This is a genomic window from Paracoccus lutimaris (assembly GCF_003337565.1).
Classification (GTDB): Bacteria; Pseudomonadota; Alphaproteobacteria; order Rhodobacterales; family Rhodobacteraceae; genus Paracoccus; species Paracoccus lutimaris.
Genome location: NZ_QPJL01000010.1, coordinates 68,926 through 80,773, shown reverse-complemented (window position 1 = coordinate 80,773; position 11,848 = coordinate 68,926). Strand labels below are relative to the sequence as shown.

At 65.5% G+C, this 11,848-nt stretch carries 11 protein-coding genes; 4 read left to right on the top strand and 7 right to left on the bottom strand.

From position 1 onward, the window contains the following. The first annotated feature begins 42 nt into the window (after positions 1-42). Positions 43-1,614 (top strand): exodeoxyribonuclease VII large subunit, encoded by a 1,572-nt coding sequence (xseA, locus tag DFP89_RS10830; protein WP_114349477.1) that lies wholly within the window; start codon positions 43-45, stop codon positions 1,612-1,614. Positions 1,615-1,713: 99 nt separating this feature from the next. Here xseA and DFP89_RS10825 read toward each other — a convergent pair whose 3' ends face one another. Next, complete coding sequence (locus DFP89_RS10825) at positions 1,714-3,042, bottom strand: anti-phage deoxyguanosine triphosphatase (protein WP_114349403.1); 1,329 nt, start codon at positions 3,040-3,042, stop codon at positions 1,714-1,716. After that, positions 3,033-3,908, bottom strand: coding sequence for a glycosyltransferase family 2 protein (locus tag DFP89_RS10820; RefSeq protein ID WP_114349402.1), 876 nt, complete (start codon positions 3,906-3,908; stop codon positions 3,033-3,035). Before DFP89_RS10820 ends, DFP89_RS10825 begins: the two co-directional genes overlap by 10 nt. Before the next feature lie 268 nt (positions 3,909-4,176). Between DFP89_RS10820 and infC the strand changes: the two genes are divergently transcribed. Beyond that, positions 4,177-4,716: a translation initiation factor IF-3 gene (gene infC, locus DFP89_RS10815; RefSeq protein WP_114349401.1), complete on the top strand. Its 540-nt coding sequence runs from the start codon at positions 4,177-4,179 to the stop codon at positions 4,714-4,716. Positions 4,717-4,978: 262 nt separating this feature from the next. Here the strand turns inward: infC and DFP89_RS10810 are convergent, their stop codons facing one another. Both DFP89_RS10810 and DFP89_RS10805 read right to left on the bottom strand, forming a co-directional pair. Further along, positions 4,979-5,494, bottom strand: coding sequence for a MarR family winged helix-turn-helix transcriptional regulator (locus tag DFP89_RS10810; protein ID WP_114349400.1), 516 nt, complete (start codon positions 5,492-5,494; stop codon positions 4,979-4,981). 93 nt (positions 5,495-5,587) lie between these two features. Next, positions 5,588-5,869 (bottom strand): FAD assembly factor SdhE, encoded by a 282-nt coding sequence (locus DFP89_RS10805; protein ID WP_181870312.1) that lies wholly within the window; start codon positions 5,867-5,869, stop codon positions 5,588-5,590. Between the two features lie 70 nt (positions 5,870-5,939). On the opposite strand from DFP89_RS10805, the gene DFP89_RS10800 reads away from it, so the two are divergent. Next, positions 5,940-7,142, top strand: a complete 1,203-nt coding sequence (locus tag DFP89_RS10800; RefSeq protein WP_114349399.1) for a pyridoxal phosphate-dependent aminotransferase — start codon at positions 5,940-5,942, stop codon at positions 7,140-7,142. 21 nt (positions 7,143-7,163) lie between these two features. Here DFP89_RS10800 and DFP89_RS10795 read toward each other — a convergent pair whose 3' ends face one another. Next, positions 7,164-8,735, bottom strand: a complete 1,572-nt coding sequence (locus DFP89_RS10795; RefSeq protein ID WP_114349398.1) for a phage tail sheath family protein — start codon at positions 8,733-8,735, stop codon at positions 7,164-7,166. A 331-nt stretch (positions 8,736-9,066) separates the two neighbouring features. Further along, a complete protein-coding gene (locus DFP89_RS10790) occupies positions 9,067-9,327 on the bottom strand; it encodes a hypothetical protein (protein ID WP_114349397.1) in 261 nt (86 codons plus the stop codon). A 103-nt stretch (positions 9,328-9,430) separates the two neighbouring features. On the opposite strand from DFP89_RS10790, the gene DFP89_RS10785 reads away from it, so the two are divergent. Beyond that, positions 9,431-10,315, top strand: a complete 885-nt coding sequence (locus DFP89_RS10785; protein ID WP_114349396.1) for a LysR substrate-binding domain-containing protein — start codon at positions 9,431-9,433, stop codon at positions 10,313-10,315. Positions 10,316-10,358: 43 nt separating this feature from the next. Here the strand turns inward: DFP89_RS10785 and aspA are convergent, their stop codons facing one another. Further along, positions 10,359-11,765, bottom strand: a complete 1,407-nt coding sequence (gene aspA, locus DFP89_RS10780) for an aspartate ammonia-lyase (RefSeq protein ID WP_114349475.1) — start codon at positions 11,763-11,765, stop codon at positions 10,359-10,361. Between the last annotated feature and the right edge of the window lie 83 nt (positions 11,766-11,848).

The window sequence follows — 11,848 nt, the reverse complement described above, 5'->3', positions numbered from 1 at the left end:
AATCCCCTTGATCCGGCCGCCCGCCCGCGCCAGAACCGGCGGATGGAGCTTTTCGACGACACGCCCGAACCGGGCCCCGGCAGCAACGCGCATGAATTCACCGTCTCCGAGATCTCGGGCGCGGTCAAACGCGTGCTCGAGGGCGAATTCGGCCGCGTCCGCGTCCGGGGTGAGATCGGCCGCGTCTCGCGCCCCTCCTCGGGCCATGTCTATTTCGACCTCAAGGACGACCGCTCGGTCATCGCGGCGGTCTCGTGGAAGGGGCAGGCCGCCCGTCTCTCGACCCGCCCCGAGGAAGGCATCGAGGTCATCGCCACCGGCCGCCTGACCACCTTTCCCGGCCAGTCCAAATACCAGCTGATCGTCGAGGAAATCGAACCGGCCGGCGCCGGCGCCCTGATGATGATGCTGGAAAAGCGCCGCAAGGCACTGGCCGCCGAGGGGCTTTTCGACGATGCCCGCAAACGCCCGCTGCCCTATCTGCCGCGTGTGATCGGGGTCGTGACTTCGCCCTCGGGGGCGGTCATCCGCGACATCCTGCACCGGCTGCGCGACCGCTTTCCGACCCGGGTGCTGATCTGGCCGGTGGCAGTTCAGGGCGAGGGCTGCGCCCCGCAGGTCAGCGCCGCCATTCAGGGTTTCAATGCCTTACCCAAGGACGGCCCGATCCCGCGTCCCGATCTGATCATTGTCGCGCGGGGCGGCGGCAGCCTTGAGGATCTTTGGGGCTTCAACGAAGAAATCGTTGTCCGCGTCGCTGCCGCAAGCGAAATTCCCCTGATCTCGGCGGTGGGCCATGAAACCGACACCACACTGATCGACTTCGCCTCGGACCGCCGCGCGCCGACGCCCACCGCCGCCGCCGAAATGGCGGTGCCGGTGCGCAGCGAGCTTGCCGCGCGCCTCTCCGAGATCGGCGCGCGCATGATCCGTGCCAGCCGCCAGCGGGGCGAGCGCCAGCGCCAGCGCCTGACCGATCTGGGCCGCGCGCTTGGCCGCCCGCAGGCACTGACCGACCCGGCGCGGCAACGCTTTGATCTGATCGCCGGGCGGCTGGAGCCTGCGCTCAGAGGCTTCGTGCGCGCGCGCCGCGACAGGCTCAGCGCACTGCCGCTGTCGCTTTCGGCACTGCGGGTCAGCCTGCGTAACCGCCGCGACCGGCTCATCGACCAAAGCCAGCGCCTGCCGCTGGCTATGATGCGCCAGCAGACCCGCCGCACCGAACGCCTGAACGATCTTGGCCCGCGCCTCATCCGCGCCCGCGCCCGGATGCTTGGCGATGCCACGCGCAACATCGCCCGCGACCGCGAGCGCACGGCACAGCTGGCCCGCCGCCTGATCGCCGCGATGGCCCGCCTGCTGCCCCCGCGGCGCGAAAGGCTCGACCGTCTCGACCGCCTGCGCCAGACCTTGGGCTACAAGGAAACCCTGAAACGCGGCTATGCCGTGGTCCATGGCCCCGCCGGCCTGATCACCCGCGCCGAGGACGCGGCCCAGACGCCGCGTTTCGAGATCGAGTTCCTTGATGGCCGCATCGCCGCTCGGCCCGAATCCCCGTCTCAGAAACCCGCCCGGAAACCCAAGCCCGAAAAAGACCAGAAATCGCTGTTCTGATCTGCTTTCCTGCCGATGGCTGCGCAAAGACGCAGTCCCGCCATCGCGGATGCGCGGCACCGATCGGATGGGTTCAGAGGCCGCGGCGCGTTGCGCCTTTCAGCCGCTTGTCAGATGGTCGAAGACCGAGCCCATGCGTGGTGCGAACAGCCGCTCATAGGTTTTCAGCAGATAGGTGTCGGTCATCCCGGCAACATGGTCGCAAATGACCCGGGGATCGCCATCGGCCTTGGCAAAGCGTGCGCGCCAGCCCAGGGGCAGCAGCCGTGCGGGGTCGGACTGCAGCGCCTCGAAGACGGCGATGACCATGGCCTGACCCTTGAACTCAAGTTGCTGCACCTCGGGGCTGCGGATCACCGCATCATAGATGAACCTCTTCAAAGCCTTGAGGAAGGCGCGCGGCTGTTCGTGCAGGGTGGCGCGATGGCGCAGCAGCGGCGTGTCGAAGCGGTCATCCGTTGTCACGCGGACGCTGGCGATGAAATGATGAACCAGAGCGCCGATCATCGCCTTGCGCTCATGGGCTGGGCCAAACAGCGCGGTGATGATCCGGTCATGCGGGTGCTGGAACGGGGCGCAGATGTCGGCCGGAACCGCCAGGCGGAAATCCTCGGCCCGGACCAGTCCAAGCGCGATGGCATCTTCTAGGTCATGGACGCCATAGGCGATGTCGTCGGCGACGTCCATGATCGAGCAGTCAAGCGATTTATGTATCGTTTCCGAATGGTTGCCGCCGATGTCCCGAACCTGCGTGAACAGGGTGCGATCGTCTTGCGGCAGCGGCGCAAGAATCCAGTCGACAATGCCCGCCTCGCTGTCGAGATAGCATTTCGGCGGGGTCGAGGCGGCAACGTCAAGAATGCGCAGGACCGATCCCCGATCCTGCAATGCCGGACGGATCGCCGGATTGGCGACGCGCGCATGGGCCGCCGGATATTTCAGCACGCCGAGCAAGCTGCGGCGGGTCAGGTTTACCCCGGCCTCAGGCAAGGCGTCGCTGCGGCGGGTGAGGATGCGCAGGGTCTGGCCATTCCCTTCAAAGCCACCGGCATCGCGCATGCAATAGTTCAGCGCGACCTCGCCGCCATGGCCAAAGGGCGGGTGGCCCAGATCATGCGCGCAGGCAACGGCCTGCATCAGGCTGTGGCCGGGCAGGGCAGCCGTGACCGGATGCTGCGGAAACGTGCCCGCAAGCTGCATCACCAATCCGCCGGCGATCTGCGCCACCTCCAGCGAATGGGTCAGGCGGGTCCGGTAAAAGTCGCTGTCGCCAAGGTTGAGGATCTGGGTCTTGCCCTGCAGGCGGCGAAACGGCGCCGAATGGATGACGCGCGCATAATCAACGTCGCCATCGTCGCGCAGATCGTCCGCGGCCCGGATGCGCGGTTCGCGCCGCGCAAGCCATGGCGAGGCCGAGCCTAGAACCACTGGCCCGGCTCCATCAGCCCGAAATCCATCAGCTGCTGCGAGTTCCAGCGGAACGGATGCGAGCTGCGCCAGGTGAAGCTGTTGATATGCACCCGCGAGCCGGGGTTGCGGACCAGCGCCTTGGCGACCCGGAACGAGGCCACCGCCGCTGTCAGGTTGTGGTGCCAGGGACAGGAATAGGTGTTGTATTCCTCGTCATTCATGCGGTGATCGGCCAGCAGCCGCAGCCCCGGCCGGGTGCGGAACAGCGCGATCCGGTCGATGCGGCGGCGGTCGCGCGGGATATGCTCCTCGAAGCGCCAGCGCAGCCCGCCGTGAAAGTCCAGCTGGCGCTCTTTATAGGTGCCGTCGCGATCGCGGCGCCCCAGCGAATAATAGCCGGCGCGGTCGAACATCGCCTCGTCAAGGCTGACCGCATCGGGATACCGCGTCAGGTCTGGCGCATAAAGGTCGACGACATAGGTCAGCATGGCGCTGCGCCGTTCCTCGGCGTGAAAGGCCAGCATCTCGCCCACGCTGCGGTTTTCCGAAAAGGGATAGAACAGGAATTCCGCATTGTAGCCGTAATACAGCCAGGTATCGGGCGGCACCGCATCGATGATCGCGTTCACTGCCGCGACATGCGCCGATGGCTGGCGGCAATCATGGATCAGATTGACGATGCGCCCCTCGGCGTCATCGGGCAGGGCATGAGCGGGCAGCGTCTCGGGCGAAAGCGCGAGGACCAGGCGGAATCCGGCCTGCAGATGATGGGCCAGCGTCTGGCGGACCGCGGATTCATCCTCGATGAGCAGCACCGCGATCGGACCCCGCGCCAGCCGCGCGCGGTCGGATCCCAGGAATGCGGCCAGCGAACCAGCCGTCATGGCGCCGCGGTCCCGATCCGGCAAGCGGCCTCGTCGTCGGGACTGGTGGCGAAAAGGGGCAGGCAAGGCATCGGCGGTTCTCGGGCAGCGCATCAATGCGTTCTTATGTCACGGCGCGGCAATGGGGGAAAGCGCCGCGCGCAATCACGGCGCGAACGGTATGCAAGCCGCGGCTTTCCCGCGCATCTTATTGCGAATCCGGTTGTATCTCGGGGCGGGCACGACTATTTAACCGGCCTGAACCCCCGGCCATGCAAGGAACACCGCCATAGCCCGCAGACCGCATAACGCTCCGCCCACCCGTGACACCGGCCCCCGCGTCAATGAACGCATCCGCGTCGCAGAAATCCGTCTGATCGGAGCTGACGGGGAAAACATCGGTGTCGTGACGCCCGCGCGCGGGCTGGAGCTTGCGCAGGATGCCGGGCTGGATCTGGTCGAGATCTCGCCCAATGCCGTGCCGCCGGTGTGCAAGATCATGGATCTTGGCAAGTTCAAATACGAACAGCAAAAGCGCGAAGCCGAGGCCCGCAAGAAGCAGAAGATCATCGAGATCAAGGAAATCAAGTTCCGTCCCGGGACCGATACCCATGATTACGACGTCAAGATGCGCTCGGTGATGAAATTCCTGGGCGAGGGCGACAAGGTCAAGGTGACCCTGCGCTTCCGCGGTCGCGAAATGGCCCACCAGCAGCTGGGGCTTGAGCTTCTGAACCGCGTCGCCGGCGATGTCGGTGATGCCGGCAAGATCGAATCGATGCCCAAGCTGGAAGGGCGCCAGATGGTGATGATGATCGCCCCGAAATAGGGGCGGTCCGTCATGCCACGATCCCGGCCATGCAGTGGATGCGTGCGCAAAGGATGTCCGTCGATATCGCACTCGGCGGCTGAACAGACAGGCGCTGAACAGACAGGCGTGGTTGCCCCGAAACTGTCAGGCCGTTCCGTCTGACTTTCAGGCCGTCCCATATGACCTTTTCGACGGTATATACCCGTTACGCCCGTCCGGTGCGGCTATCGAAGCCGCTGCCGCGAACATCACATGTCGGTGCGGGCGGCAGCTGGTGCGATCAGTAGATATAGCGTATCTGCTCGGCCCAGAAACGCTCGACCCGTCGCCATTGCAGGTTCACGGTTTCGATGGCGGGGTCATCCAGCACGCCGGAAAGCTCCAGCCCCTCGGCATGGCGAGCGAAGAGATCGCTGACACGGTCGCGCACCTCTTGCCCTTCGGGGGTCAGCCGCACCCGGACCGCGCGGCGGTCCATGTCACAGCGCTCGTGATGGACATAACCCAGCTCGACCAGCTTTTTCAGGTTATAGGACACGTTCGAGCCCTGATACATGCCGCGTGAGCGCAGCTCACCCGCCGTGACCTCGGCCGTGCCCAGATTATAGATCAGCAATGCCTGCACCGGGGTCAGGTCGGTGCGGCCCAGGCGTTCGAATTCGTCCTTGACCAGATCCAGCAGCAGGCGGTGCAGCCGCTCAAGGATCTGCAGGCTTTCAAGATAGGCTTCGGTCCGAGTGGTCCGCGGCAGCGGTCGCAGTGCGGGCGCCGAGTGGATGGGGCTGCGCTGGGGCATATGCGGTGTCCGTTTTCATGGCTTCGTTGTCGCCATCATGCCGCAAATTTCCCAAACTTCAGTTAATCCTGGCGGTGTTAGATAAAATTGCGCCTATTTCCCTGCCAGCCGCTGATGGGCAAAGCGCGCAACCCTGTCCAGCATGGGCAAAAGCGGGGTCGGACCGGGCCGTGCATTGCCCAGCCGGGCGGTGATCCAGGGGTAAAGATCCTGATCGTTCTCCTCCAGAAGCGCCTCATACTGGTCCAGATCGCTGTCGTTCAGCGATTCCAGCTCGTGATCCGCGAAGGGGCCGAGAATCAGGTCCATCTCTTTCATGCCGCGCCGCCAGCTGCGTATCCGCAGCCGCTTGAGCCTTGTCTCATGAGCTTCCATGCTTGTCCCCGGCTTGTCTGTCCGCAGCCGCGTGCCTATGGTCCGGGCACCCAGTCGCAGGATGAATTCGATGAGCTTTCTGTCCCAGACGCTTGCCCGCGTCAAACCCTCGCCCACCATCGCCATGACCGGCCGCGCCCAGCAGCTGGCCGCCGAGGGCAAGGATATCATCACCCTGTCGGCGGGAGAGCCGGATTTCGACACGCCCGAACATATCCGCGACGCCGCGAAAGCCGCCATCGATGCCGGCCATACCCGCTATACCGCCGTGGACGGGATGCCGGCGCTGAAACGCGCCATCTGCGACAAGTTCGCCCGTGAAAACGGCCTTGATTACAGCCCGGCGCAGGTCAGCGTCGGCACCGGCGGCAAGCAGATCCTGTATAATGCGCTGATGGCCACGCTGAACCCGGGCGATGATGTGATCATTCCCGCGCCCTATTGGGTCAGCTATCCCGACATGGTGCTGCTGGCCGGGGGCACGCCGGTGATCGTGCCGGCCGGGATGGAGGCGGGCTATCGCATCACCCCCGAACAGCTTGAGGCGGCGATCACGCCCCGGACGAAATGGCTGATCCTGAATTCGCCCTCGAACCCCTCGGGGGCGGGCTATGGCGCGGATCACATGCGGGCGCTGACCGATGTCCTGATGCGCCATCCCCATGTCTGGGTGCTCAGCGACGACATCTATGAACATCTGGTCTTTGACGATTTCCGCTTCGTCACCCCCGCACAGATCGAGCCGGGGCTCAAGGATCGCACGCTGACCATGAATGGCGTGTCGAAATCCTATGCCATGACCGGCTGGCGCATCGGCTATGGCGCCGGCCCCGAGGTGCTGATCCGCGCCATGGCCAAGCTGCAATCGCAATCGACCTCGAACCCGTCCTCGATCGGGCAATATGCGGCGCTGGCGGCGCTGAACGGCCCGCAGGATTATATCGAGACCAGCCGCGCCATCTTTCAGCGCCGTCGCGATCTGGTGGTCGCGGCGCTGAATGATTGCCCCGGCATTTCCTGCCCGGTGCCGCAGGGGGCGTTCTATGTCTATCCCTCGATCCATGCGCTGATCGGCAAGACCTCGGCCGGGGGCACCGTCATCAAGGATGACGAGGCCTTCGCCACCGCGCTGCTGGATGAAACCGGCGTCGCCGTGGTCTTTGGCGCGGCCTTTGGTCTCAGTCCGCATTTCCGCGTGTCCTATGCGACCTCGGAAGCGGTGCTGGCGGATGCCTGTGCCCGCATCAAGGCGTTTTGCGAGGAGATGCGCTGAGCCGGGCCGTGCCGGGTCCGCTCAGGCATTGCTCTGCATGCGTTTCTGGATGTGCAGGATGATGAATTCACCCGGCCGCAGCGCGGCAAAGCCGACAAGGATGTTCAGGACGCCCAGGTCGATATCGGCCTGGGACGTGGTCTCGGCGTCGCATTTCACCAGAAACGCGTCGCGCTCCGGGGCACCCTGAAACGCGCCCTGCCGGTGCAGCCGGCTCATGAAATCGGTGACCTGCAGCCGGACCGAGGCCCAGAGCGGTTCGTCATTGGGTTCAAACACCGCCCATTGCAGCCCGAGCAGCAGCGAGCTCTCGATGTAAAGCGCCAACCGGCGCACGGGAATGTACTTCCAGTCCGAGGCCAGCGCATCGGCGCCGTCCAGCGTCCGCGCGCCCCAGATCACGGTGCCGAGGGTCGGAAAGATGCGCAGCGCGTTGATGCCCTGTGCGTTCAGCAGGTCCTGCCGGGGGTCGGTCATGGGATCGACGGGCCGTCCGCCCGAGATCCCGGCCTCTGTGCCCGCCGGCGCCTGCCAGACGCCGCGCGCGGCATCGATGCGGGCATAGACCCCGGCCACCGCAGCCGAGGCGGCAAGGATGCGGTCCTGCGCCGGGTGCAGCGGGTGGGGGCCGATGAGCCGGGGATAGTAAAGCGCCGCATTGCGCCGGACCGTGCTGCCCAATGCGCTGGTCCATGCACCGATATTGGCGTCTGTGGTGTCGGCCAGACTGTCGACGATCAGAAAGGCCAGGTTTCGCTCGCAATAGCTGTTGGCGGCCCGATAGACCGCTGCGGCCGCCGCGCTGCGGGACTGGCCAAGGACCGACAGGTCGGGCAGGCACATCAGGTTGAAGATGTCGGGCGCGATCGCATCCAGCGCCGCAATTCCGGCCATATGGGCGGTGCCGGTCAGGGCGGCGAAGGCGTCGCTGTCGGCCGGCAGGATGCCCTCGGTGCCGCCGGACATGGCGCTTAGCCCGTCCGGGTGCAAAAGACGCAGCGCCTCCAGCGTGGCGAGACCGGCACCATCCGCCTGCGTCCTGTCGGGCAGGCTGTCCGAAAGCTGGGCGGCGGCGGTGACAAGCCGGCTTTCGGCGGCCAATACTCGGCCCGCATGGCGCGGATGGCCCGCGATCACGGAGAGCCCGATATGGCTTTCCTCGCGGATGAGGTCATTGCCGCGATATTCGCGGATGAGCAGATCGAAGGTCGTGATCCCGGTGCCGCCGGCATGCGCGATCCCGACGCGCAGGCTGTTGCCCCATGCGCCGGGCGAGCTTGCGGTCAGGGTGATGCCGCCATTCTCCGGCGGCAGCGCGACAAAGGCAGGTGTCGCGCCATTCGCCACCCGCACCACATAGGCGATGCCGCCGCCATTCAGGAAATAGGTGTGCAGGGCATAGCTGGTTTCGCAATCCGGGTGCAGCCCGCCGAAGTTGCGCTCATGGTCCGCCCATGAGGCGATGCGGATGGCGCGTCCGACCGGGCCGCGCGGCAAGACGCCGATGAAAGCGGTGTTCGAGGTGGAAACGCCCGGGATCGGCGCGCGGCCGCCTAGCGTTTCCTCGACATATACGCCCGGGGGGACGCGCATGGGTCGGCCCTCTCTGTCTGATCCCCGGTGGTTCGCGGGGCTGCGACGCGGGAGCAGCCTTCTTAGCGCAGACACGGCTCAGATGCCACCCGCTGCCGCTCGGGGCCGGCCGTCGTCACGGGCTTGGGAAGGACTGCCCGGGTGTAAGATGCGCTGACCGGAGCGGGCAGGCCCGATGACAGGAAATCTAGCAAATTCGGGTCCTCGTCGCAATGCGGCGGCAAGATTGCGTCCTGGTGAGTGGACCGTGCGAAAAACTGAAAACGCGGCGCCGGGGGCCGGTGCCGCGTTCGCGAGTTCCCGATGTGCCGGTCATCATGCCGGCCGCAGGTCACCACATATGGCGGCGCAGCGCATCCCCGTCGGGCAGCTCGGGCGTCGGCAGATGATGGCTCAGATCACGCACGCCGATATCCAGCAGCAGCTCCGGCGGCAGATCTGCCAGGGCGCGGCGGGTTGCCGGATCGTCCAGCGCGGTCATGCGATCGGCGCAGCGCGATAGGCTCTGCTTATCGACCGCATCAAAGCCGAGCAGGTTGGAAAGGCGCCGGAAAAGACCGGACGGAGCGCGTGTTGCAAGATCGCGGGACATGGCAGCCTCCTGTATCTGCTTGCTGTTGATCCATATCCCGATGATGATACTGTCGCGCCCGGATTGCCAACAAAGCCTCGGCACATGCCTATAAGGACGTCTTATGTCTATCCCGCCATTGGCGGCTCTGCGCGCCTTTGAGGCCGTCGCCCGCCACCTGAGTTTTACCCGCGCCGCCGAGGAACTGGGCATGACGCAGGCGGCGGTCAGCTATCAGATCCGCATGCTCGAGGAGCGCATGGGCGCGCCACTGTTCCTGCGCAAGCCGCGCGAGGTGGTGCTGACCGAAACCGGGGCGCTGTTCGCGCGCCCGACCATCGACGCCTTCGAGATCCTGCGCGAGGCCTATGCCGATCCGACGACCGATCTGGTCTCGACGCTGTCGATCTCGACCATGCCGACATTCGCCGGGGCGTGGCTGTCGCCGCGTCTGGGCAAGTTCCAGATGAACAACCCCGATCTGGCGGTGCGTCTGGAAACCAGTGACTCCATCGTCGATTTCGCGCGCGAGGATATCAGCGTGGCCATTCGCGGCGGCACCGGCAACTGGCCGGGCCTGACGGCGCAGCATCTGATGGAAATGGATTATTCGCCGATGCTGTCGCCGACGCTCGCCGCGAAATATGACATTCGTGAGCCGGCGGACCTGTTGAAGCTGCCGCTGCTGGATCGGGGTGATCGCAACTGGGCGGTCTGGATGCGCGAGGCGGGGGTGGATTTCTGGGAAACGCCGCCCAAACCCGGCCTGACGCTGACCACCGACCTGCACGAGGCACGGGCGGCGCTGGCGGGCTATGGCGTGGCGATGCTGACGCCGCGCTTCTTTCGCTTTGAGCTGGCGACGGGCAGCCTGATCCAGCCCTTTCCGCTGGCGGCCAAGAACGGGCGCAGCTATTGGCTGGTCTATCCGCCGGGGCGCCGGAACCGTCCGGCGATCCGCAAGTTCCGCGCGTTCCTTCTTGATGAAATCGCCTGCGACCCCGGCTAGGCGGGGCCGCAGGTTTGTCCTGCCTGGGGGACAGGATGGCGGATCAGTTGATGAAATGCTGGGGCTTGGTCAGGTTTTCCGGGCGCAGGATCGCATCCAGCCGGTCCTTGGCCAGCAGGCCCTTTTCCAGCACCAGATCATAGACGCCGCGCCCGGTCAGATGCGCCTCGGTCGCGACCTCGGTCGCCGCCGCATAGCCGATATAGGGGTTCAGCGCGGTGACAATCCCGATCGAGTTGCGCACGGTTTCCTTGAGCACGTCGCGATTGGCGGTGATGCCGCGCACGCAATTGTCCTCAAGCGTCTTGCAGGCGGCGATCAGGTGGCTGGTCGAGCGGTTGACGCTATAGGCGATCACCGGCTCGAATGCGTTCAGCTGCAACTGGCCGCCCTCGGCCGCCATGGTGATGGTGACGTCATTGCCGATCACCTCGAAGGCGACCTGATTGACCACTTCGGGGATGACCGGATTGACCTTGCCCGGCATGATCGACGAGCCGGCCTGTTTGGCGGGCAGGTTGATCTCGTTGAACCCCGCGCGCGGCCCCGAGGACAGAAGCCGCAGGTCGTTGCAGATCTTTGACAGCTTGACCGCGACCCGTTTCAGCACGCCCGAGACCTGCACGAAGGCGCCGGTATCCTGCGTCGCCTCGACCAGATCGAAAGCGGTGACGACCGGGATCGTGGTGATCTCGGCCAGACGGGCGCGGACGCGCTCGGCATATTCGGGGTGGGCGGTGATGCCGGTGCCGATGGCGGTGGCACCCAGGTTGATTTCGCACAAAAGCTGGGCGGCCTCGGCCAGACGCGCCTCGTCCTCGCCGATGGTGATGGCGAAGGCGTTGAATTCCTGTCCCAGCGTCATCGGCACCGCTTCCTGCAACTGGGTGCGGCCCATTTTCAGGATGTCGCCGAACTCCACGCCCTTGTCGGCGAATGCGCCGCGCAGCGATTCCAGCGCGATGATCAGGTTGTTCAGCCCCCGCCACGCGGCCAGACGCAGCGCCGTCGGATAGACGTCATTGGTCGACTGGCCCATGTTCACATGCTCGTTCGGGTGCAGGTATTTGTATTCACCCTTGGCATGGCCCATCAGTTCCAGCGCGCGGTTGGCGATGACCTCATTGGCGTTCATATTGGTCGAGGTGCCGGCGCCGCCCTGGATCTGGTCGACGACGAACTGCTCATGCAGCTTGCCGGCGCGCAGCTCCTCGCAGGCGGCGACGATGGCGTCGCGGCGCTCGGCCGAGAGCAGGCCCAGATCGGCATTGGCCATGGCGGCGGCGGCCTTGATCGATGCAAGCGCGCGCACCAGCTCGGGGACCTCGCCGATCGGGCGGCCCGAGATCGGGAAATTCTCGACGGCGCGAAGCGTGTGGACGCCCCAATAGGCGTCGAAAGGCACCTCGCGGTCGCCTAGCAGGTCATGTTCGATGCGCGTTTTCATCATCTTCACCTATCGCGCATGCGGCACCAATCACCCCTAGGGCGGTCCGGTGGCGTCATGCGCATTGCGTATGGAAATTGCTTGTG

Coding starts and splice junctions, on each gene's coding strand:
- xseA (WP_114349477.1), top strand. CDS start 43: ATGGAGCTTTTCGACGACACGCCCGAACCGGGCCCCGGCAGCAACGCG.
- DFP89_RS10820 (WP_114349402.1), bottom strand. CDS start 3,908: ATGACGGCTGGTTCGCTGGCCGCATTCCTGGGATCCGACCGCGCGCGG.
- DFP89_RS10810 (WP_114349400.1), bottom strand. CDS start 5,494: ATGCCCCAGCGCAGCCCCATCCACTCGGCGCCCGCACTGCGACCGCTG.
- DFP89_RS10805 (WP_181870312.1), bottom strand. CDS start 5,869: ATGGAAGCTCATGAGACAAGGCTCAAGCGGCTGCGGATACGCAGCTGG.
- DFP89_RS10800 (WP_114349399.1), top strand. CDS start 5,940: ATGAGCTTTCTGTCCCAGACGCTTGCCCGCGTCAAACCCTCGCCCACC.
- DFP89_RS10795 (WP_114349398.1), bottom strand. CDS start 8,735: ATGCGCGTCCCCCCGGGCGTATATGTCGAGGAAACGCTAGGCGGCCGC.
- DFP89_RS10790 (WP_114349397.1), bottom strand. CDS start 9,327: ATGTCCCGCGATCTTGCAACACGCGCTCCGTCCGGTCTTTTCCGGCGC.
- DFP89_RS10785 (WP_114349396.1), top strand. CDS start 9,431: ATGTCTATCCCGCCATTGGCGGCTCTGCGCGCCTTTGAGGCCGTCGCC.
- aspA (WP_114349475.1), bottom strand. CDS start 11,765: ATGATGAAAACGCGCATCGAACATGACCTGCTAGGCGACCGCGAGGTG.